Below are 21,344 nucleotides of genomic sequence, written 5' to 3'. Positions count from 1 at the left end.
CGAACATCGAGGACCGCCATGGTCTGCGATCGCGACTGACGTCGCTCCCACAAGAAGCCTCCACCACGGCCGGTGGCATGCCCTACACTTGCGCACCTCTCGCCGGTGCCGCCTGTGAACGCCGAAACTCCCGCATCCGCAGGCCGTCGCGCGGCCCTGGTCTTCATCTTCATCACGGTGCTGATCGACATCCTCTCGTTTGGCGTGATCATTCCGGTGCTGCCGGGGCTGGTGCGCGAGTTCACCGGCGGCGACTTCGTGCAGGCCGCGTGGTGGGTCGGGACGTTCGGCATGCTGTTCGCCGCCATCCAGTTCGTGTGCACGCCGATCCAGGGCGCGCTGTCGGACCGCTTTGGACGACGCCCGGTGATCCTGCTGTCGTGCCTGGGCCTGGGCATCGACTTCGTGTTGATGGCACTGGCGCAATCGCTGCCGTGGTTGCTGGTCGCGCGCATCTTCTCCGGCGTGTTCTCGGCCAGCTTCACCACGGCGAATGCCTACATCGCCGACATCACTGCGCCGGAGAAACGCGCGCAGGCGTTCGGCATGATCGGGGCGGCCTTCGGCGTGGGTTTCATCATCGGTCCGATCATCGGCGGCCAGCTCGGTGCCATCGACCTGCGGCTGCCGTTCTGGTTCGCCGCCGGGCTTGCGCTGCTGAACTTCCTGTACGGCTGGTTCGTGCTGCCGGAATCGCTGCCGAAGGCGCGTCGCACAGCGACGTTCGACTGGTCCCATGCCAATCCCATCGGTTCCATGGCGCTGCTGAAGCGCTATCCGCAGGTCTTTGGGCTGGCCGCGGTCGTGCTGATCGCCAACCTGGCGCACTACGTCTATCCGAGCGTGTTCGTGCTGTTCGCCGAGTACCAGTACCGCTGGAACGAGCAGCAAGTTGCGTGGGTGCTGGCGGCCGTCGGCGTATGCAGCGTGATCGTGCAGGCGGGCCTGGTCGGTCGCGTCGTGCCGCGATTCGGTGAACGCCGCACACTGCTGTTCGGGCTGGCGTGCGGCGTGGTCGGCTTCTGCATCTACGGTACCGCCGATGTCGGCTGGATGTTCCTGATCGGACTGCCGATCAGTGCGTTGTGGGGTCTCGCCGGTCCGGCGACGCAGGCACTGATCACGCAGCAGGTGGGCGCCGACGTGCAGGGCCGCGTGCAGGGCGCATTGATGAGCCTGGTCAGCCTGGCCGGCATCGTCGGCCCGATGATGTTCGCCGGTACGTTCGCACTGTTCATCGGCAAAGCCGCGCCGGCCCATGTGCCCGGCGCGCCGTGGTTGCTGGCGGCGGTGCTGCTGGCCATCGGCTGGCTGGTGGGATGGCGATTCGCACGACCACCGCAGGCATCGACAGCGGGATAGGAGAAGGCCGCCCGAGGGCGGCCTTCTTCATGGCATAGACGTAATGGCGATCAATCGTTCTCGACGTGGATGATCTCGCCGGTGTTGGCGGCCAGGTGGATCTCGACATCGTTACCGTCTGCACGCTCGGCTTCGGCCTTCCACACGCCGTCGTCGAAATCGACGTCATGGATCTTGGAGTAACCGGCGGCGGCCAGCTTCGCCTTGACGTCGTTTTCGCTGAGGTTGGACACCAGCTTCTCGGCCATCACGGCGCCGGTGGCCGGATTGATGCGGACGTCGACGCGGTCGCCGTTGGCACTGGTGGCGTCGGTTTCCCACATGCCGTCTTCGAAATCGAGATCGTCGATGTTGGTGTAACCCTTCTCGGCCAGCAGCGCGCGCACCTGCGGCTCCTTCATCGCGTCCTTGCCGACGGTCGGCGCGGGCGCCTGCGCGAACGCGGCGCCGGACAGGGCGGCCAGCGTGGCCAGGGTCAACAGGCGATGGCGGAGGCGGATGGTCTGCATGGGAATCTCCTGCAAGGATGGAGCGCCGATCCTGCCGACGCCCGCATCACCGGTCGGTGAATCCCGCGCGTTGGAACTGAACGCTCCACACCGTGTTCACCTGCATGAGCAATGCACGAACGCGACTCAGCGGCGACGCAGCACCAGCAGCGTCACCACACCCGCGACCAGCCCCCAGAATGCCGACCCGATGCCGCCCAGCGATAGCCCGGAGGCAGTGACGAGGAAGGTCACCAGCGCCGGCTCGCGATCCGCTTCCTCGCGCAACGCGGCGGCCAGGCTGTTGCCGATGGTGCCGAGCAGGGCGATGCCGGCGATGGCGAGGATCAGTTCCTTCGGGAACGCCGCGAACAACGCGGCCACCGTCGCACCGAACAGGCCGACGATCAGATAGAACACGCCGGCTGCCATCGCCGCGACGTAGCGGCGCGATGCATCCTCGTGCGCCTCGCGGCCCATGCAGATCGCCGCGGTGATCGCGGCCAGGTTCAGCGCGAACGCACCGAACGGCGCCAGCAGCAGGTTGGTCACGCCGGTCCAACCGACAACGGGGGAGATCGGGATCGCGTATCCGGACGCGCGGATCACCGCCACGCCGGGCACGTTCTGCGAGGCCATGGTCACGATGAACAACGGCAGCGCGATGCCGACGATGGCGGCGAACGAGAAAGTCGGCGCGGTGAAGATCGGTTTCGCCAGCTGCAGCGACAGGCCGTCCACATGCAGCAGGCCGAGCGCTGCGGCGAAGACGATGCCTACCAGCAGCGTCAGGATCACCGCGTAGCGCGGCAGCAGCCGGCGGGCGAGCAGGTAGACCGCGAACATCGTCAGCACCATGCCGAGCTGCGTTTTCATCGCCGCGAACGCGTCGATGCCGAAGCGCAGCAGCACGCCGGCCAGCATGCCCGAGGCCAGCGATACCGGGATGCGGCTGATCATCCGCTCGAAGAAACCCGAGAAACCGCACACCGCGATCAGCAACGCCGACAGCAGGAACGCACCGATGGCGTCCGACAGCGGCAATCCGGCCGCGCTGCTGATCAGCATGGCGGCGCCGGGCGTCGACCATGCGGTCACCACCGGCATGCGGTAGCGCAGCGACAGCCCGATGCAGGTCAGGCCCATGCCCAGGCCGAGTGCCCACATCCACGAACTGATCTCCGCCGGCGACGCGCCCAGCGACTGCGCCGCCTGGAATACGATCACCGCCGAACTGGCGAAGCCGACCAGCACGGTGACGAAGCCGGCTGCGATGGCGGAGAGCGAGAGGTCTTTGAGTAGATGGCGGGGTGGGGTGCTCATGCGTTGTTGCCGTTCCTGTAGGAGCGACGTGAGTCGCGACCGCGAGAATGGAACTGCCTGATTGCTGTTTGCCCGATGAAGTTAAAGGGGATTCCGGCGTTCGGTCGCGACTCACGTCGCTCCTACAAGAAGCACACGCTTCGTCACCGCCTCGCACCAGCGGTGCGCGACCGCCAGCGACGTCGTGCACACCGCTTCATCGGTCACCGTCGTCACCGCGCGCTCCAGCAACTGGATGTCGGCTTCGTGCTGGCGCGCGACGTGCGGATCCTCGAAGAAGATCACCCGCTGGCAGCGGTGCTCCAGCACGCGGTCGGCGATCTGCGCGTCGCCGCCGAGCGGACCGCTCTGGAAGCGTTCCACCCAAGGCGTGTCCTGCGGCCAACCGCGGCTCCAGGCCAGCTCGTTGAGGCGCGCGCCGGTGGTGCCAGTGGCCATGCGATGCGCGAAACGCGACAGCACGTCGAAATGGGTATCGGCGAAGTCGAGCATCCGCGGCTTCATCGCATCGTGCGCGATCAGCGCCAGCGTCTGCGACTCCAGCGCATGGAAGCGGTCCGCGCCGCGGTCCGGCAGGAGGCCGGCATGGACGCGTTCCATCTCGACCCAGTCGCGCGCCGAGGCGACCGTCGACAGGAACGGCTTGCCGTGGATCACGCACTGGCGCTTCAAGGCAATCGCTTCGGGAAAGATCGAGGACGGATCGACCGGATCGATGAAGTAGATCGCCCCGTCCAGGCTGCGCTCCGCGCCTTCCAGCCCGACGACTTCCGCCACCAGTTTCATCAGACCGCCATCGCGGCCGTAGGGATAGCGCTTGAGCGGCTCGTAACCGCGCAGCATGCCGGCGGCGGCGATGGCGTCGTGGGTGCGGCCCACCACGTGCAGACCCAGGCCGAGCTCGCGGATGCCGGGTTCGCAGGCGCGCAGCCAACGGAACAGCGCGGCGTCCTCGGTGTGGTGGTGCAGGCGGTTGGCGGCCAGGCCCAGGCGCATGAGGGAAAGGAGGTCGTGGGTGGAACCACAGTCTAAGCGACGGTCGACCCCGGTTGGGACAGAGAAACCCACGTATTGCGGATTGTACGGTCACCGATGGCGTCGAGATCAACGATGCCTACGAGCCCATGCTGAAGGGCGACGTGAAGTACCGCTTCGTCATCGACATGGCGACGCTGTGAGGCCGGGCTGTCCTGGCACCTCCGGGCGTCAGGGCAGTACGTCTACTTCCAGCACGTTCGATTCTATGGTGCCTCCCTCCATGGTCCAGGCAGACGACGGCAAGTTTTGCCGGGTCGTCGCATAGGGAATGCCCAAAAGCTTGAGCTCGTAGTTTCCCGCTGCGCCGGACAAAGACGCGGCCGTGCCTTCCAGACGCAGGGACGTACAGGCGCCTGGTTCGAGCGTGGCGTAATAGTCCGCCCTGTTGGAAACGCCGGGAGGGATCATGCGATGGGGTACCGAGTGCACCGCTTCGTAGTTCGAGGTCGCTGTCCTCCTGAGCAGCAGGATGCCTCGGGATACGCCCCAGTCCGTGTCGCGATACACGAGCACGCTGCGCTTGCTCGTGTTGCACCACGTGGCATTCAGCAGGAGTCGTTCCTGGGAACCGAGGCGAGTGCGGGTGGCCGACAACGCGAGCTTCAGCGGTTGGAACGTCCTTGACGCCCACCCTGCAGGAGGCGGGGCCAACGAAGCGTCCACTTCTTGGTCGGTCGTTTCCCGGCGGGCCGGTGATGCGGCCATCACCGCATTCGCGGTGAGGCAGGCCGCCATTGCGAAAACGCAAGCCGTTCGGTACGTCATGGATGCCTCGGCAGGTGACCCGCGTCGTCCGAATGGATCGACGCGTGATCCATCCTAGCCGAGCAGCAGTGTCGCAATGCTGCCCGCCGCGTCGCGCCCTTCGGCCACCGCAGTGACGACGAGATCAGCGCCGCGCACGGCGTCGCCACCGGCGAACAGTTTCGGATGCGTGGTCTGGAACGGCAGGCGCTCGCCGCCGCCGGCGACGATGCGGCCGTTCGGCGTGCCCTCCACGCCCAGCTCCGCCAACCACGCCGGCACGGTGGGCGAGAAGCCGAACGCGATGATCACCACGTCCGCTTCGAGCACCGACTCGCTGCCTTCGATCGGCACCGCATTCTGGCGGCCACGCTCGTCGGGTTCGCCGAGCTTCGTTTCCACCACCTGCACGCCGGCGACGCGGCCGTCGTCGCCGGCCACGATGGCGAGCGGCTGGCGGTTGAACAGGAAGCGCACGCCTTCCTCGCGCGCGTTGGCGACTTCGCGCGCGGAGCCGGGCATGTTGGCTTCGTCGCGACGGTAGGCGCAGGTGACCTTGGCCGCGCCCAGGCGAATCGCGCTGCGCACGCAGTCCATGCCGGTGTCGCCGCCGCCCAGCACGACCACGCGCTTGCCCTGCAGCTCGGGCAGCTGCAGCTTGTCTTCCCAGCCGGCGATCGCGCGACCCCAGGGATCGCTGCCGCTGACGATCCGGCCGTTCTGCACCAGGAAGGGCAGGGCCGGCAGCACGCCATCGAGATCCTGGCCGGGGAGGCCGCCGTCGGTGTAGCGGTAGGCGCCGGTGCCGAGGAAGACCGCGTCGTACTCCTCCAGCAGCTGCGCCAGCGTCAGGTCTCGGCCGATCTCCACGCCGAGGCGGAACTCCACGCCCATGCCTTCCAGCACCTCGCGGCGCTGCGCGATGACGCTCTTGTCGAGCTTGAAGCTGGGGATGCCGAACTGCAGCAGGCCACCGATCTGTTCGTAGCGGTCGTAGACCACGGCCTGGATGCCGGCGCGTGCCAGCCGATCCGCGCAGCCGAGCCCGGCGGGACCCGCGCCGATCACCGCCACGCGCTTGCCGGTCGGCTGCACGTCGCTGAGGTCGGGCCGCCAGCCGTTCGCCAGCGCGGTGTCGACGATGTACTTCTCCACCGCGCCGATGGTGACCGCGCCGAATTCCTCGAGCGTGCAACTGCCTTCGCACAGGCGGTCCTGCGGACAGACGCGGCCGCAGACTTCCGGCAGCGGGTTGGTGGAGTGGCACAGCGCGGCGGCTTCCTCGATGCGGTTCTCCTGCACCAGCTGCAGCCACTGCGGGATGGCGTTGTGCACCGGGCACTTCCAGCTGCAATAAGGATTTCCGCAGTCTAGACAGCGGCCGGCCTGGTACTGCGCCTCGTCCTTGCCGAACTTGCCGTACAGCTCGCCCCAGTCGCCGCCCGTGCGCAGCTCCAGCGGGATGCGCTGCGGCATCGTCCGCGGCAGGTCGAGGAACTGGAATACCTGCTTCTTGCTCATGGGGACAGTACCTGCTTCCCCTCTCCCTTGATGGGAGAGGGTGGCCGAAGGCCGGGAGAGGGTGAGCCGGAGCCCGCTGCGGCGAAGCGCCACGTCATCGCATCGAGTGCATGGAAGCAACCGCACGCGTCGCTGCGCTCGCGCCCCCTCTCCTGCCCTGCGGGCATCCTCCCCCGCGAGGGGGGAGGAGAAAGGCGAAGCGCACTCATGCCGCGCGCCTCAACGTCTCGTTCAACGAATCGATACTCGCGGCCTTCGGCTTCACCAGCCAGAACTTGCCCACGTAGTCGCGGAACTCGTCGAGGATCTGCTGCGCCCAGATGCTGCCGGTCAGTTCGCGGTGGCGGCTGATCAGTGTATGCAGGTGCTGGCGGTGGCTCTCGAAGCCTTCCGGGCTGATGCGGTGGATGTCGATCAGCTCGTGGTTGTAGCGGTCGACGAAATCGCGGTCCAGGTCGAGCACGTAGGCGAGGCCGCCGGTGAAGCCGGCGCCGAAGTTCAGGCCCACCTTGCCCAGCACCAGCACGATGCCGTCGGTCATGTATTCGCAGCAGTGGTCGCCGGCGCCTTCGATGACGGCCAGCGCGCCGGAATTGCGCACGCCGAAGCGCTCGCCCGCGCGGCCGGCGGCGAACAGCTCACCGCCCGTCGCGCCGTACAGGCAGGTGTTGCCGATGATCGGCGTGTTGCGCGCTTCGAACCGCGCACCGCGCGGCGGGCGCACTACCAGCCGGCCGCCGGCCATGCCCTTGCCGACGTAGTCGTTGGCTTCGCCTTCCAGCTCCATCTGCAGGCCGCCGGCGTTGAACGCGCCGAAGCTCTGGCCGGCGGTCCCGCGGAAGCGCAGGTTCAACGGCGCGTCGGCCATGCCCTGGTTGCCGTGCTGGCGCGCGATGGCGCCGGACAGGCGGGTGCCGATGCTGCGGTCGGTGTTGTGGATCAGGAAGCGGTGGTCGCCGCCGCTCTTCCTGCGGATCGGTTCGGCCAGCAGGCCGTCGAGCTGCGTGGCCAGGCTGTCGGGCGATTCGTAGAGGCGCTGCGCCGCGCAGGCGCTGCTGTCGAACTGGGCGCCCTTCAACAGGCGCGACAGGTCGATGTTGACGCCCTGTCGCGGCGATACGTCGATCTGCTGCAGCAGGTCGGTGCGGCCGACGATCTCGTCCAGCGAGCGTGCGCCCAGATACGACAGCCACTGCCGGACTTCCTCGCTCAGCAGGCGGAAGAAGTTCTCCACGCGTTCCGGCAGGCCGGTGAAGTACTGCGTGCGCAGGCGCTCGTCCTGTGTGGCGACGCCGGTGGCGCAGTTGTTGAGGTGGCAGATGCGCAGGTACTTGCAGCCCAGCACGATCATCGGGCCGGTGCCGAAACCGAAACTGTCGGCGCCGAGCAGCGCCGCCTTCACCACATCGAGGCCGGTCTTCAGGCCGCCGTCGGTCTGCAGCACGGTGCGGTCGCGCAGCTGGTTCACCACCAGCGCGTGGTGCGCTTCGGCCACGCCGAGTTCCCACGGCACGCCGGCATAGCGGATCGAACTGACTGGGCTCGCGCCGGTGCCGCCGTCGTGGCCGGAGATGGTGATCAGGTCGGCGCCCGCCTTCACCACGCCGGCGGCGATGGTGCCGACACCCGCATGGCTGACCAGCTTCACCGAGACCAGCGCCTGCGGATTGACCTGCTTCAGATCGTAGATCAGCTGGGCGAGGTCTTCGATCGAATAGATGTCGTGGTGCGGCGGCGGCGAGATCAGGCCGATGCCGGGCTTGGCGTAGCGAAGCCGCGCGATCAGGTCGTTGACCTTGTGACCGGGCAGCTGGCCGCCTTCGCCGGGCTTGGCGCCCTGCGCGACCTTGATCTGCAGCACTTCCGCATTGACCAGGTACTCGGGCGTCACGCCGAAGCGGCCAGACGCGACCTGCTTGATCTTGCTGCGCTTCTCGGTGCCGTAGCGCGCAGGATCTTCGCCGCCTTCGCCCGAGTTGCTGCGCCCGCCCAGGCGATTCATCGCGATGGCCAGTGCCTCGTGCGCTTCCGGCGACAGCGCGCCCAGCGAAATCGCGGCGCTGTCGAAGCGGCGCAACAGGTCGGACGCATCGGCGACCTGGTCGAGCGGCGTCGGCACGTCGGCCTTCTTCAGCTGCAGCAGATCGCGCAGCGCGGACGGCGGACGCGTGTTCACCGCTTCCGCGTACGCCTGCCAATCGCGGGCGTCGCCGCTGCGCGTCGCGCGCTGCAGCGTCATCACCACGTCCGGGTTGTACATGTGGTACTCGCCGCCGTGCACGTATTTCAGCAGGCCGCCGACGTCCGGCGCCTCGCGGTCGTTCCACGCACGCGCGTCCAGCTGGCGCGCTTCCAGGTCGAGCCGTTCGAAGCCGACGCCGCCGATGCGCGACGGCGTCTCGGCGAAGCACAGGTCGACGACATCGGGGTCGAGGCCGACGATCTCGAACAGCTGCGCGCCGCGGTAGCTGCTGATGGTGCAGATGCCCATCTTCGAGATGATCTTCGACAGGCCCTTGTAGACGCCCTTGCGGTAGCTGCGGCCGATCTGCGCCTGCTCGCCGCCCTTCTTGATCTGCAGGATGCCGCGGCGGCCAAGGTCGAACAGCGTCTGGTAGGCCAGGTACGGATACACCGCCGTCGCGCCGACGCCGATCAGGCAGGCCATGTGGTGCGGGTCGCGCGCGGTGCCGGTCTCGACGATCAAGTTGGCGTCGCAGCGCAGGCCGACCCGGCACAGGTGGTGGTGCACCGCGCCGGTGGCGAGCAGCGCGTGCGCCATCGGCCGGCCCGGCTGCGGGTAGCGGTCCGACAGCAGCAGCATGACGTCGCCATCGCGCGCGGCCTGTTCGGCTTCACGGCAGATCCGCTCCAGGCCGGCCTTGAGGCCTTCCTCGGGCGCGTACGACAGGTCGATCAGGCGGTTCTTCTCGACGTACTGCGGCATCTTCAGCAGCTGCCGCAGCTTGCGCTGGCTCAGCACCGGCGAGTTGAGGATGACGTGGTTCACCGTCTCCGCGCCGGCATGGAAGATGTTGGTCTCGCGGCCCAGCTGGGTGGTCAGCGACATCACGCAGTCTTCGCGCAGCGGATCGATCGGCGGGTTGGTGACCTGCGCGAACGCCTGGCGGAAGTAGTCGTACAGCGGACGCGTCTGCCGGCTCAGCACCGCCATCGGCGTGTCGTCGCCCATCGAGCCGGTGGCTTCCTGCTCGGTTTCCGCGAGCGGGCGCAGCACCTGCTCGACTTCCTCGGTCGTCAGCTGGAACAGCTTGTGGTAGCCGCGCAGCGTTTTTTCGTCGAACGGCTCCTCGACCAGCGACGGGTCGATCAGTTCGGTCTGCAGGTAGGTGACGCCCTGCTGCAACCATTGCTTGTACGGCGCGCGGCCGCGGTTGATGCGGTCCACCGCCTCGCTGTCGAGCAGGTCGCCACGGCGCAGGTCGATCGCCATCATCTCGCCGGGGCCGAGCTTGCCCTTGCGGGTGACGCGCTCGGCCGGCACTTCCCACACGCCGGCTTCGCTGGCGACGATGAAGTGGCGGTCGCTGGTCAGCATCCAGCGCGCGGGGCGCAGGCCGTTGCGGTCCAGCGTGCACGCCGCATAGCGCGCATCCATCGAGACGATGCCGGCCGGGCCGTCCCACGGTTCGGTGTTGAGACCGTAGAACTCGTAGAACGCGGCGAGGTCGGCGTCCTTGAACTCCAGCGACTGCGTGGCCGGTGGTACCAGGATGCGCAACGCCTGGATCAGCTCCATGCCGCCGGCGACCAGCAGTTCCAGCATGTTGTCCAGGCTCTGCGAATCCGAGCCGTGCATCGAGATGACCGGGTCGAACTCGCCGATGTCGAAACGCGGCGTCTTCCACACCTTGCTGCGCGCCTGCGCCCAGCGGCGATTGCCTTCGATGGTGTTGATCTCGCCGTTGTGCGCCAGCAGGCGGAACGGATGCGCCAGCGGCCAGCGCGGCAGCGTATTGGTCGAGAAGCGCTGGTGGAACACCACCGCGCTGCTGGCCAGCTCGGCACGTTGCAGGTCGGCGAAGAACACCGCCAGCTTGTCCGGCAGCACCATGCCCTTGTAGCCGATGGCATGCGGCGACAGCGTGACCACGTAGAAGTCGGGGACCGGCACGCGCAGCTGCTGTTCGCTTCGGCGGCGCGCGAGGAACAGCGCCAGCCCGAAGGCTTCGTCCTTCTGCTCGTCGCCGGCGTCGACGAACACCTGTTCGATGCGCGGCAGCGTGTCCTTCGCCAGCTGGCCGCACACGCTGTCGTTGGTGGGCGGCACGCGCCAGCCCTTCACGGTGACGCCGGTGCGGAACAGTTCGGCTTCCAGCGTGGCGCGGCACTGCGCGGCCTGCGCGTCGTCGTGTGGCAGGAACACCAGGCCGGAGGCGAAGCGTTCGCCCAGCGCGATGTTGGACTCCGCGGCGAGCGCGCGGAGGAAGGCATCGGGTTTGCGGATCAGCAGGCCGCAGCCATCGCCGGTGAGTCCGTCGGCGGCGACGCCACCGCGGTGGGTCATGCGCGAGAGCGCGGCAATGGCGGTATCGACCAGCGCGCGCGAGGGCTGGTCGTCGAGTTGCGCGATCATGCCGAAGCCGCAGGCGTCGCGCTCGTCGTTCGGATCGTACAGACCGTTGTCAAAGCCGCCTTGGCGATTGCGAGGGGCCATGTGTCGCCTCAAACCGGAGTGACGGCGACACCGTGCCCTGCCCACGCAGCGGCACTTCGAAATGTCACCGGAGCCCCGACTAGATCACAGTTGTTGCGATGCCGCAACAACACCTATTGCACGCCAGTGGTTGGTTGCAAAGGCAACTTTTTGCGGGGCGTGCAGTGCGATTCTTCATGCACGAAAAAGCCGCCTGTGCAGGCACAGGCGGCTCGTCGTCGAACCCTGTCGTGTGGCTGTCAGCCGCAGTTGACCGAGGTCGCTGCGCCCTTCTCGTCGAGGATGATGTTCAGGCGGTTCGGATTGAAGTCCATCGTGGCGGCATCGCCCGGCTTCAGTGCGCGCACGGCCTCGGACTTGCTGTCGGTCTTTGCCTGTTCGATCTCCTTCTCGCCGGCCGTCTTGCCGATGATCCACTGCGCCTGGGTATCGTCGCAGGTGCCGGCGAGTTCGGTCGGTGCCGGTTCCGCGGGCGCCGGCTCGGCGGCTTCGGTGGCGGCGGCCTGGGATTGTTCGGCGGCGGCGGTCTGCTCGTCGGCATCGGGCGCGGAACAGGCGGCAAGCGACAGGGTCAGCAACACGGCGGGAATCGCGGCTCGGATCATGCGGCACTCCGGAAGATGGGTCTGAAGCAGAGATTACGTATCAGACATTCGAGAGTCGTTAATCCGGGACCGGAAAGCCGGGCCTGCTCACGCCGCGATGGGACGCCGCCGTTCCAGCCACCACAGCAGACCCGCAGCGAACAGCCAACCGAGGAACCAGGGCCACGCAGGCCCACGGGGGCCTTCCGTTGCCGACGCGGCGGCGGCAGTCCGGGATCGCGATGCCAGCCGCTGGGTCTGTTCGCGCACCGCGGCCGCGTGCAGGTGCGGCGCATCGTCCTTCGCGCGGACGAAGAACGGAGCCGTCGTCCTGTCCGTTGCCAGATGGTGCCATCCCGCCGCGCGCGGCCAGTAGCCGCCGCAGCGGGTCGCGCCGGTGGCGGGATCGCGCTGCACTCGGGTGACGGTGCCATCCGGTGCGGTGACCCGGGCGTCGTCGGCGAGTCCGCATGGCGATACCCGCTGCGAAACACGCGCATCGTCGAGTGCGGCCAAGGTCGCGTCCGGGCTCGAACGTGCGAGCGTGCCCAACGCCTGCGACCACAGGGTGGCGTGCGTGTCGGCGTGGCCGGCCAGCGCCAGCGTGTAGGTATCCGTCGGCGTCCACGCACCGATGCGGCCGCGCCCTTCCGCGCGCCACCACGCGATCGGGGTGCCATCGGCCGTGCGCAGCAGCGGGATCGCGTCCGGCGACGCCGGGCGCAGCGCCTGCCGCGTCAGCGTCGGCAGTCCGGCAGGGACCGCATCCGCATCGACCGGCGCATCCGCCGTGCCGGCGCCGCGGCGCGCGCGCCAGGCATCGTCGTCAGGCGCGGGACGCGGCAGCTGGAATTCCGCTGCACCGTTGCCGGCCAGCGACAGGCCGAGCATCCGCTGCACGCCCGGCGCCAGTGCGCCATCGGTGCGCACCAGCACGCCGAGCCCGTCGCGCATCGCGGCGACGAGCGCCGCACGCTGTCCCTCGCCTAGCGCGGCGGCGCTGCGTGCGTCCAGCAGCACCAGGTCGAAGCGGCGCAGCGTGTCGGCCGTCATCGGCAGTGGCGCGTCGCCCAGCTGCAGGCCGCCGCCCAGGCTGACCTGCAGGTGCAGCGGAATGCCGGCGTCGGTCGCCCAGCGGCGCAGGTACTTCCATTCCGCATTCGGCGCACCGGCCAGCGCCCAGACGCGTGGCGCGGGTGTGGCCTGCGTCCATACCGGCACCGTCGCCGCATCCACCACCTTGCGCGTGGCATCCAGCACCTCGACGCGGAACGACGACGGCCCCGGCAGCCGTGCCAGTCCGTCGAGGCGGAAGCTGCCCTGGCGGTCGACGACGGTCGCGGCGATGCGCTGGCCGGCGGGATCGCGCAACACCACGGTCGCCTGCGGCACGCCATGCACGCGGCCCGTGACGGCGAAGGTGGCGCCCGGCACCACGACATCGACCGGCGCCAGCTGCACGATGCCCGTCGGCATCGGCGCCGCCGAAAAGGCGAGGTCGCGATCACCGACGGCGTCGCGATCGCGCGCTTCCAGCCCGGTGCCGACGACATGCAGCGCATGCGCTTCCGGATGCCGGCGCAGCGCCGTGCCGAGGTCGGGCACGCGCTCGGCATCGAGGCCTGCCGGTGCTTCGGGCAACGCGACGCGCGGCTGGCCTTGCAGCGTCGCCGGCAGGGCGACGCGGTCCGCCTGTGCGGTCATGACCACCAGCGTGCCGGTGGTGGCCGACTGGCGGGGCGGCAGCAGGGTGAAGTAGAGCAGCAGCGCGATCATCGGCTGCAGCAGGCACAGCAGCGCGAACCGCGTCGATGAACTGCGCCGGTCCTGCGGCGCGCTCTGCCGCCACAGCACGAGGCGCAGCCATGCCATCGCCACGGCGAGCGCCAGCAGCACAGCCAACAACAGCGGTAGCGAGGCGGCCACGTTCATCGCGCCGGCTCCTGCCGCAGAGCATCCAGGTACCGGCGACCCGCGTCGTCCACCGCGCCACGCCGCGGTACCTGCGCCGGCGGTTGCGCGGACGCCGACCACAGAAGCGCACGTAGTCGCTGGCGGCAGGGCGCGCACGCCGGATCGCCGCGTACCTCGTCGATGGCGGCGAACAGGTCGAGCACGTCCGGCACGCGCGTCTCGTTGCTGCGCAGCCAGGCCTGCAGCGCATCGAGATCGGCGACGTCGGCCGGCACGCTGTCGTTCGCCAGCGCGGTCCAGGCGCGCGCCGGCGCCGGTGCTTCGTCGTCCTGCGGACGCGCGAGCGGACCGAGCGCGCGCGGCGCGATGCCCTTGCGGTCGCCGCCGAGTCGGCGCGTCTCGTCGATCGGCGGCAGTTCCGGCCCCACCCGCGCCAGGTAGATGCGCGTGGCCTGCTGCACCTGCTTGATGTACTCCAGCGCCTTGTAGGCGAACGGCAGCGCCCGGTCGGGATGGCCCTGGCGCAGGTGCAGTTCCGACTGCCACATCTGGTCCAGCGCCTTCTTCAGTGTCGCGCGCGTTTCCGGATCGAGCAGCGTCGCGGCCTCGGCGTGGTCGTGCGTGTGGCCGTAGGCTTCCAATACGTCGGCTTCGCGGCCGAAGCCAGCGCCGCTGGCCGACGTCGCCTGTCCGTGACCATGCCCGTCGTCGGCCTGCGCCGCTTCACCGGCATGGTCGTGGCCGTCGCCGTCCGCATGCTCGTCGTCCGCATCGTTGGTCGGCGGTGGTTGCGGCTCGCCTTCGGCTTCCTCGCCGAGGAACTGGCCGTAGCGCAGTCGCAGGATGCGCTGGTCCACGCCGATGGCGTCGGAGTGCGTCACGAACGTATCCGCCGGCAGGCTGCGCTTCTGTTTCTGCAACGCCTCGGCGTCGATGATGATCTGGCGCTGGCTGCGGAAGTAGGCCGGCATCACCTTCTTCACCAGCCCTTCCAGCCCGGTGCTTTCCTGGCCGAGGTCCGCCGGCCAGCGCAGGATCAGGCCGGGACTCTGCGCGCGCTGCGGCGACGGTGACCGCGTGTCCTGCACGCTCAGCTGCGCGATCAGGTCGTCGCCCACCGCCATGCCCAGCGTCTTCAGGTCCAACGAGGCGCTGAAGCGGCGCGCCGTCGCCGGACCGCTGCCGCGCAGCGTCATCACCTGTTCCTTGAACGCGATGTTCTCGCCGCTGCCCTGTGCGAGCGTCAGTTTCAGCGCGGCGGTCGGGGCGATGCCGTAGTCATCGCGCGCTTCGAAGGCGAGGGACCACTGCGTCTGTCCGACCGCCACCAGGCTGAGGCCGCGATCCGGTGCCAGCACCTTCACTTCCGGCGCACGGTCGGGGATCGCATCCAGACGGCGCAGCTTCGTCGGTGGCAGGCCTTCCGTGCCGGCCGCGACGACGCGATACAGCGTCGACTTCGCCAGCAGGTGCGCAGCGCTCCAGGTATCTCCGTCGCGCGTCAGCGCGATCCGCTGGCCATCGTGGAAGACCAGCGTCGCCGCCGTCGGTTGCGGATCGAAGCGCAACGTCCAGGTCAGCCGCGAGCCGACCGGCGCCTTGGCATCCAGCGACGCTTCCGCATGGGCGGCGATGCCGGTATAGCCCGGGGGTGCGACATGCAGGCGTTGCGCTACCAGGTGCGGGATGCCGGGCGTCGCCGGCGCCGGTTCGTCCGACGGTGCGAGGGTGCCGGCGTCAAGCGTCGTGGAAGGCCACAGCAGCGTCGCGACGATCACGACTGCGGCGGCCAGCCACACCGCCGCGATGCGCGGCCACGGCCACGGCGTGCGCAGGTCCGGCGCGGGTTGCACGCGCAGCCGTTCGCGCACGCGCGCCTGTTGCAGCTGCTGCAACGGCGTCAGCGAGGCGGGCGGCGCCAGCAGCAAGTCGGCGCTGTCGTCGAGATCCGTGCGGCGGGCATCCAGTTGCCGCACCAGCCATGGCGTGTCGAACGCGCGCGTTCGTTGCCACGCGAGGAGCGCGAGCAGGGCGATGCCGACGAGTGCCACCGCAACTGCGGCGCCAGGCGACGTCATGCGCCACAGGACGGCGCCGACCGCGACCGGGATCGCCGCGCCCAGCAGCAGCTGGCCGAGCAGCGCATGCCGTCGCACCTGCGCCAAGCGATCGATCGCCGACAACGTCATGGCGCCACGCTCCGTGCACGTCGCGTCGCCATCCAGCGCTCGACCAACACCAGCAGTGCGATCAGCAAGGCCAGCCAGGGCTGCAGGTCGCGCGGCGCGACGGGATAGGTCGCGCCACCAGTCACCGGCGCGTAGTCGCTGGCGAGCACGCGCGCGGGAGCTGCGGCTGGCGCATCGAACAGGGCGCGCAGCTGCTGCGGGAAGTCGGCTTCGACCAGCGCCGGCATCGCATCCGGTCGCAACGGTCGGGTGAAGCGCAGCACGCGACCCTTGCCGCGGGTTGCCGATTCCACCATCGCTGCACCGTCGGCATCGCGCCACGGCGTTGCGTCGGCCGCGAAACCGTCGAGCGTGCTGTCGTGCGCCAGCAGTGCCGTGCCGCCGGACTCGATCCACTGCACGACCGGCGCGGGAACCGGCCCGGGCACCAGCCAGACCAGCGGCCGGGTGATCGCCGGCAGCGCTTCATCCTGCGTGCCGACCTGCAACGGCGGTGGGGCATCGGCGTTCGGCTGCCAGGCATGCGCGGCGGCGCGCAGGTAGCGAAGTCCCGTGTCGTTGCCAGTTGCGTGACGTACGACCATCGATGGCGGCGATAGAGTTGATGCCGAGGGTGCGGGCATCGCGCCATCGACCACGGTCCATGTCACCGCGCGCGACAGCGCCGGACGCTCGGCATCCGCGCCTTGAAGTGTCGCCGGCACGACTACGGTCAGCGGCGCACCTGCCGGCAGTTCGGCATCCAGCTGCCGCAGCAGGCTGGCGACGGCGGGTGTGCCTGCGGGTGCGGATTCGTCCAGCGACGGGAAGCCGGCCGCCAGCCAGTGCAGGCGCGCGTCCGCGCTGCCGGCTTGCGCGCGTATCGCGGTCGCATCCACGCCCGGCACGGCGACGATCCACGGGCGCGTGTCGTCCATGCCGGACAGCACCGGCTTCGCCAGCCACAGCGCCAGCAACGCGAGCAGCAGCAGGCGAAGCAGCAGCAGCGGCCACTCGTCGAAGCGGATCCGGTGGCGCGGCTTCGGCTTCTGCCGCAGCCAGCGCAGCGCGGCGAAGTCGGTCGACGTCTGTTCGTGGCGACGCGCCAGGTGCAGCAGCAACGGCAGCAGCAGCGCCGCGAGCGCGGCCAGGCCGGCAGGCAACAGCACGGCCAGGCTCATGCGTACTCCGCCGCGTCGCGCGCACCGAACAGCCGCCGCAGCGGCAGGTCCAGCGGCTGGTCGGTGTAGTAGCGCGCATGGCGGATGCCGCTGGCATCGAGCCGCGCATCCAGCAGGCGCTGTGCCTCGGCGAAGCGGGCCAGATAGTCCGCACGCAGCGCGACGGCATCGCCCAGCAGTTCCTCGCCGGTCTCCGGATCGCGGAAGCGGTGGCCGCCGGTGAACGGGAAGTCGCGCTCCTCCGCCGTCAGCAGCTGGATCGCCAGCACCTCGCGGCGCGCGGCCGCCAGCCGTTCGATCAACGCGACCATCGCCTCGTCGAAGCCGTCGCTCAGCGCCATCACCAGGTCGCCGGCGCCGATGCGCTCCCACACCGGCGCCAGCTTGTCCGTGGCCGGAAACACGCCGCCCGCACTCAGCCCATGCAGCGCCAGCAGCAACTGGTCGCGCTGGCGCGCGCCGTTCCCGGGCGACACCAGGCGCACGCCATCGCCGTGCAGCACCAGCAGGCCGAAACGATCGCCCTGGCGCAGCGCGAGTTCAGCGATGCAGGCGGTGAGCCGGCGCGCGGCATCGAAGCGCGTGCCGCGTTCGCCGTCGCGCTGGTTCATCGAGGCGGTGGCGTCGAGCACGATCCACACCGTCAGTGGACTCTCTCGCTCGGCTTCGCGCACGAAGAACCGGTCCGACCGCGCATACAGCTTCCAGTCGATCTGGCGCAGTTCGTCGCCGGGCTCGTAGGCGCGGTACTGCGCGAACTCCAGGCCGGCGCCGCGGCTGCGGCTGTGGTGCACGCCGATCCCCTGCGCGCCGATGGCACGGCGCGCGGTCAGCCGCAGGTCCTTCAACCGGCTGCGGACGTCGGCGGGGATCAGGTCGTGCGCCACGGGTGGTCGATCAGCCGGCGAGCGGCACACCGCGCAGCAGCGCGGCGATCACATTGTCGGCACTCACCTGTTCGGCCTCCGCCGCGAACGACAGCAGCAGACGATGGCGCATCACCGGCTTGGCCAGCGCGGCGATGTCCTCGCGCGTCGCGGCCAGGCGACCGTGCAGCAGCGCGCGCGCCTTCGCCGCCAGCACCAGCGACTGGCCGGCGCGCGGACCCGCGCCCCAGCGCACGTACTTGCGGATCTCTTCCGGCACGCCGTCGCCGGGACGGCTCGCGCGGACCAGCTTGGTGATCCAGCGCAGCAGGTCGTCGCTGACATGCACGTCGCGCACATGCTGCTGCAGCGCCAGCACCGCCTCGCCTTCCATCACCCGCGGCACCGTGCCGCCGGCACGGCCGGTGGTCTGCGCCAGGATGTCGTGTTCTTCCTGTTCGGTCGGGTAGTCGACGCGGATGTGCAGCAGGAAGCGGTCCAGCTGCGCTTCCGGCAGCGGGTAGGTGCCAGCCTGCTCGAGCGGATTCTGCGTGGCCAGCACGAAGAACGGCGAGGGCAGGGCATGCGTGGTGCCCGCATAGCTGACCGTGCGCTCCTGCATCGCTTCGAGCAGCGCGGCCTGCGTCTTCGGCGGCGTGCGGTTCAGTTCGTCGGCGAGCAGCAGGTTGGTGAAGATGGGGCCGGGCTGGAAGCGGAAATGGCGGTGGCCGGTGCCGTGGTCTTCCTCCAGCAGCTCGGTGCCGAGGATGTCGCTGGGCATCAGGTCGGGGGTGAACTGCACGCGGCGGAACTGCAGGTGCAGCGCCTCGCCCAGCGAGCGCACCAGCAGCGTCTTGCCCAGGCCGGGCACGCCTTCGAGCAGGCAGTGGCCGCCGGCGAGCAGTCCGATCAGCAATTGCTCCACCACGTCCTGCTGGCCGACGATGGCTTGGCCGATGGCGGCGCGGAGTTCGCCCAGCTTGGCGAGCTGCTGCTGGAGGTCGGATTCGGTGATCGTGGTCATGGTGTTTCCTGGCTGACTCCAGTGCAGCGGGTTGCAGTAAGGTTCGCCGTCATCCCAGCGAAAGCTGGGATCCATCGTGATCTTCGCGCTGAATGCGGACGGCCGGTGGAAGATGCAAAGGCAAGATCAAACTGGATCCCAGCTTTCGCTGGGATGACGGCGGAGAGTGTCGGGTGGGCGGATACGGTCATGTCGTCAACGCATAGATCACGAGGTTGACGCCGAATTTCGTGTTGTCTTCGGCCAGGAAGCGCTTGTTGCGCCAGTCGTAGTCCCACTCGCAGCCGTAGTCCTTGTTGCTGTAGAGCACGCCGAGGCGGCCGTTGATCTCGATGCCCTGCAGGTACTCGTGCACCAGGTCGTCACCCCAGCCGTTGAGTTCGAAGCTGGTCGCCGGCGGGCCGTCGAACTTGAAGAACGAGGAATAGATCGCGTGCGTGTTCGGCAGCTTCTTCATCGCCTTCGAGCCGAAGATGGCCGCCATCTGCGCTTCGAACGACTTGGCGAACAGGCCGTCGATGTCGTGGTTGCAGTCGTCGACGAAGACGAAGCCGCCGTTGCGGACGTAGCGCTCGAAGTTGCGCTTCTCCGCCGGATTGAAGTCGACCAGCTTGTGCCCGGCCAGGTAGCAGAACGGCGCGGCCAGCATGCGCGGATCGGACAGTGCCAGCACATGCTCCTTCGGATCCACGCGCAGGCTGGTGTAATCGATCAGCGAGGTGATCAGGTTGGACGGCATGCGCGCGTCCACGTCCCAGTCGCCGGAGTCGTATTTCAGGCGGGTGAAGCGGAAGTCGTAGTTGCCCGATTGGGCGCGCGCCTGCCTGGGCAATGCAGCCGTCACCACGCCGCCGAGTATCAGGTGGAGGAACTGCGCACGCGTTAGCCGGGAGTGGAGCAAAGCCGGGGTCTCTGAAAGCCCCTCTCCCGACGGCGACCGCAGGAAGTCCCTGTGGGAGAGGGGTTGGGGAGAGGGGCGATGGCGTCCCGATGGTTCAAGCATCATGGACTGCGCTCGCCCCTCATCCGCCCTTCGGGCACCTTCTCCCGGGGGGAGAAGGAGAAGCGCTACACCGCATCCGACAACGAGGTGAAGGTGAAGTCGCGCAGCTTCATCGGCGGGATCATCATCACGAAGCTGGACTCGTCCCCGGCCACGCGCACCGGCTTGCCCAGTTCCTCGATGTTGTTGAGCATGATCACCGGCGACTCGTTGAAGCGGAAATTCTTCACCGGGTGCTTGATCTGGCCATTCTCGATGTAGAACGTGCCGTCGCGGGTCAGGCCGGTCAGCAGCACGGTCTGCGGATCGACCATGCGGATGTACCACGTGCGCGTGACCAGGATGCCCTTCTGCGTACCCGCGACCAGCTCGGCGGTGGACTTGGTGCCGCCGGCGAACAGCAGGTTGCCCGGCGAACCGACCGCGCGCTTGCCCTGCTTCTGCGCCCAGAAGCGCGAGTACTCCAGGTTGACCACCTTGCCGTTCTCGACGATCGGCATCTTCTCGCGCGGCAGGCCTTCGTTGTCCCACGGCATCACTTCGGCGCCGGGGTGCCACGGATCGGCGCTGATATTCACGCGCGGGTCGTAGACCTGTTCGCCCAGCTTGTTGCCGCCGCCCTTCTTCGACAGGAAGCTGCGGCCTTCGTCGGCCTGGCGCGCATCGAAGAAGTTCATCATGAAGGAGATCAGGCCGGCGGCCGCGGCGGGCTCCAGGATGACCGTGTACTTGCCCGGTTCCAGCGCCTTGGCCTCAGCCGATTCGCTGGCCTTGCGCATCGCGGTGCGGATATCGCTGTCGGCCTTGAAGGCGTTCGCATCCTTCAGGTTGCGGCCGACCCAGCCGGAACCGCGGCCGTCCTCGGTGCGCACCGTGCAGGTGTAGTTGAACGCGGTGGCCTTCTGGTAGCCGAAGTTGCCCTTGCTGTTGGCGAAGGCGACGAAGCTCTGACCGTCTTCCAGAAAGCCGGCGGCGATCAGCTTCTCCGCCTTGCACGGCCCGATCGAATCGGCGGCGACCTGCGCGCGGAATTCCGGCGTGATGGCGGCGGTGGAATCGCTGAAGGTCGGCGAGGGCTTGTAGGTCTGCTTCTCGACGGCCGGCATGAACTCGGGGTTCTCCGGCGCCAGCCGGGCGAGGTCTTCGGCGCGGCGCACCACGCGCTCCAGCGCGGCGTCGTCGAACTCGTTGATCGTCGCCACGCCGGTGCGCTTGCCGAACGCGACCTGCACGGCCAGGTCGGTATTGCTGACGATGCCGCTGGTGGACACGTTGTTCAGCGCGAACCGGATGTTGCCGTCGATCGAGCCGGTGAGGGAGGCGGTGCACTCGTCGGCGGTGGACAGCGCGAGGACCTTGTCCAGGATGGCCTTGGCCTGCGCTTCGGTGAGGATGCTCATGGAGTTTTTCCTTGTAGAGCGGAGCTCGCTCCGCTGCTCTTCGTTGTTTG

General features: G+C 68.7%; 16 protein-coding genes. 2 read left to right on the top strand and 14 right to left on the bottom strand.

Annotation, left to right across the window (positions count from 1 at the left end; translation table 11 throughout):
* Positions 1-114 precede the first annotated feature (114 nt).
* A complete protein-coding gene (locus tag CSC78_RS13080) occupies positions 115-1,362 on the top strand; it encodes a TCR/Tet family MFS transporter (protein WP_162338304.1) in 1,248 nt (415 codons plus the stop codon).
* Positions 1,363-1,412: 50 nt separating this feature from the next.
* Here the strand turns inward: CSC78_RS13080 and CSC78_RS13075 are convergent, their stop codons facing one another.
* The 3 genes from CSC78_RS13075 to CSC78_RS13065 form a co-directional block, all read right to left on the bottom strand.
* A complete protein-coding gene (locus CSC78_RS13075) occupies positions 1,413-1,871 on the bottom strand; it encodes a PepSY domain-containing protein (RefSeq protein ID WP_162338303.1) in 459 nt (152 codons plus the stop codon).
* 126 nt (positions 1,872-1,997) lie between these two features.
* Complete coding sequence (locus CSC78_RS13070; protein ID WP_162338302.1) at positions 1,998-3,173, bottom strand: benzoate/H(+) symporter BenE family transporter; 1,176 nt, start codon at positions 3,171-3,173, stop codon at positions 1,998-2,000.
* Between the two features lie 111 nt (positions 3,174-3,284).
* Positions 3,285-4,169, bottom strand: a complete 885-nt coding sequence (locus tag CSC78_RS13065; protein ID WP_162338301.1) for a methylglyoxal synthase — start codon at positions 4,167-4,169, stop codon at positions 3,285-3,287.
* Between the two features lie 53 nt (positions 4,170-4,222).
* Here CSC78_RS13065 and CSC78_RS19210 point away from each other — a divergent pair, with 53 nt between their 5' ends.
* Entirely contained in the window at positions 4,223-4,351 is a 129-nt protein-coding gene (locus tag CSC78_RS19210) for a hypothetical protein (protein WP_274379364.1), read from the top strand.
* A gap of 28 nt (positions 4,352-4,379) precedes the next feature.
* On the opposite strand, the gene CSC78_RS13060 is transcribed toward CSC78_RS19210, so the two are convergent.
* The 11 genes from CSC78_RS13060 to CSC78_RS13010 all read right to left on the bottom strand — a co-directional run bounded on the left by CSC78_RS13060 (position 4,380) and on the right by CSC78_RS13010 (position 21,294).
* Positions 4,380-4,976 carry a hypothetical protein gene (locus CSC78_RS13060; protein ID WP_162338300.1) on the bottom strand — a complete coding sequence of 199 codons (597 nt, stop codon included), beginning with the start codon at positions 4,974-4,976 and terminating at the stop codon, positions 4,380-4,382.
* 54 nt (positions 4,977-5,030) lie between these two features.
* Positions 5,031-6,476, bottom strand: coding sequence for an FAD-dependent oxidoreductase (locus CSC78_RS13055; protein WP_162338299.1), 1,446 nt, complete (start codon positions 6,474-6,476; stop codon positions 5,031-5,033).
* 205 nt (positions 6,477-6,681) lie between these two features.
* On the bottom strand, positions 6,682-11,154 hold the full coding sequence (gene gltB, locus CSC78_RS13050) for a glutamate synthase large subunit (RefSeq protein ID WP_162338298.1): 4,473 nt from the start codon (positions 11,152-11,154) through the stop codon (positions 6,682-6,684).
* 239 nt (positions 11,155-11,393) lie between these two features.
* Positions 11,394-11,759 (bottom strand): I78 family peptidase inhibitor, encoded by a 366-nt coding sequence (locus CSC78_RS13045; RefSeq protein WP_162338297.1) that lies wholly within the window; start codon positions 11,757-11,759, stop codon positions 11,394-11,396.
* A gap of 87 nt (positions 11,760-11,846) precedes the next feature.
* Positions 11,847-13,670: an Ig-like domain-containing protein gene (locus tag CSC78_RS13040; protein ID WP_162338296.1), complete on the bottom strand. Its 1,824-nt coding sequence runs from the start codon at positions 13,668-13,670 to the stop codon at positions 11,847-11,849.
* Positions 13,667-15,841 (bottom strand): DUF4175 domain-containing protein, encoded by a 2,175-nt coding sequence (locus tag CSC78_RS13035; RefSeq protein WP_162338295.1) that lies wholly within the window; start codon positions 15,839-15,841, stop codon positions 13,667-13,669. The genes CSC78_RS13040 and CSC78_RS13035 overlap by 4 nt, the downstream gene beginning before the upstream one ends.
* Positions 15,838-17,001 (bottom strand): BatA domain-containing protein, encoded by a 1,164-nt coding sequence (locus tag CSC78_RS13030; RefSeq protein ID WP_162338294.1) that lies wholly within the window; start codon positions 16,999-17,001, stop codon positions 15,838-15,840. Before CSC78_RS13030 ends, CSC78_RS13035 begins: the two co-directional genes overlap by 4 nt.
* Entirely contained in the window at positions 16,998-17,888 is an 891-nt protein-coding gene (locus CSC78_RS13025) for a DUF58 domain-containing protein (protein ID WP_162338293.1), read from the bottom strand. Before CSC78_RS13025 ends, CSC78_RS13030 begins: the two co-directional genes overlap by 4 nt.
* Positions 17,889-17,898: 10 nt before the next feature.
* Positions 17,899-18,891 carry an AAA family ATPase gene (locus tag CSC78_RS13020; RefSeq protein WP_162338292.1) on the bottom strand — a complete coding sequence of 331 codons (993 nt, stop codon included), beginning with the start codon at positions 18,889-18,891 and terminating at the stop codon, positions 17,899-17,901.
* Positions 18,892-19,078: 187 nt separating this feature from the next.
* The gene (locus tag CSC78_RS13015) at positions 19,079-19,897 is read right to left on the bottom strand and encodes a DUF4159 domain-containing protein (protein WP_202924180.1); all 819 of its coding nucleotides are present in this window, start codon (positions 19,895-19,897) and stop codon (positions 19,079-19,081) included.
* 62 nt (positions 19,898-19,959) lie between these two features.
* Complete coding sequence (locus CSC78_RS13010; RefSeq protein WP_162338290.1) at positions 19,960-21,294, bottom strand: TldD/PmbA family protein; 1,335 nt, start codon at positions 21,292-21,294, stop codon at positions 19,960-19,962.
* Between the last annotated feature and the right edge of the window lie 50 nt (positions 21,295-21,344).

Origin of the sequence: Pseudoxanthomonas japonensis (assembly GCF_010093445.1) — a bacterium.
GTDB classification, from domain to species: domain Bacteria; phylum Pseudomonadota; class Gammaproteobacteria; order Xanthomonadales; family Xanthomonadaceae; genus Pseudoxanthomonas_A; species Pseudoxanthomonas_A japonensis.
Note: the sequence above shows the minus strand (reverse complement) of the source record. Positions and strands in the feature narration are given on the sequence as shown.

Bases quoted from the DNA above. Each gene is read 5' to 3' on its own strand.
- CSC78_RS13075 (WP_162338303.1), bottom strand. From the start codon at position 1,871: ATGCAGACCATCCGCCTCCGCCATCGCCTGTTGACCCTGGCCACGCTG.
- CSC78_RS13070 (WP_162338302.1), bottom strand. From the start codon at position 3,173: ATGAGCACCCCACCCCGCCATCTACTCAAAGACCTCTCGCTCTCCGCC.
- CSC78_RS13065 (WP_162338301.1), bottom strand. From the start codon at position 4,169: ATGCGCCTGGGCCTGGCCGCCAACCGCCTGCACCACCACACCGAGGAC.
- CSC78_RS13060 (WP_162338300.1), bottom strand. From the start codon at position 4,976: ATGACGTACCGAACGGCTTGCGTTTTCGCAATGGCGGCCTGCCTCACC.
- CSC78_RS13055 (WP_162338299.1), bottom strand. From the start codon at position 6,476: ATGAGCAAGAAGCAGGTATTCCAGTTCCTCGACCTGCCGCGGACGATG.
- gltB (WP_162338298.1), bottom strand. From the start codon at position 11,154: ATGGCCCCTCGCAATCGCCAAGGCGGCTTTGACAACGGTCTGTACGAT.
- CSC78_RS13045 (WP_162338297.1), bottom strand. From the start codon at position 11,759: ATGATCCGAGCCGCGATTCCCGCCGTGTTGCTGACCCTGTCGCTTGCC.
- CSC78_RS13040 (WP_162338296.1), bottom strand. From the start codon at position 13,670: ATGAACGTGGCCGCCTCGCTACCGCTGTTGTTGGCTGTGCTGCTGGCG.
- CSC78_RS13035 (WP_162338295.1), bottom strand. From the start codon at position 15,841: ATGACGTTGTCGGCGATCGATCGCTTGGCGCAGGTGCGACGGCATGCG.
- CSC78_RS13030 (WP_162338294.1), bottom strand. From the start codon at position 17,001: ATGAGCCTGGCCGTGCTGTTGCCTGCCGGCCTGGCCGCGCTCGCGGCG.
- CSC78_RS13020 (WP_162338292.1), bottom strand. From the start codon at position 18,891: ATGACCACGATCACCGAATCCGACCTCCAGCAGCAGCTCGCCAAGCTG.
- CSC78_RS13015 (WP_202924180.1), bottom strand. From the start codon at position 19,897: ATGATGCTTGAACCATCGGGACGCCATCGCCCCTCTCCCCAACCCCTC.
- CSC78_RS13010 (WP_162338290.1), bottom strand. From the start codon at position 21,294: ATGAGCATCCTCACCGAAGCGCAGGCCAAGGCCATCCTGGACAAGGTC.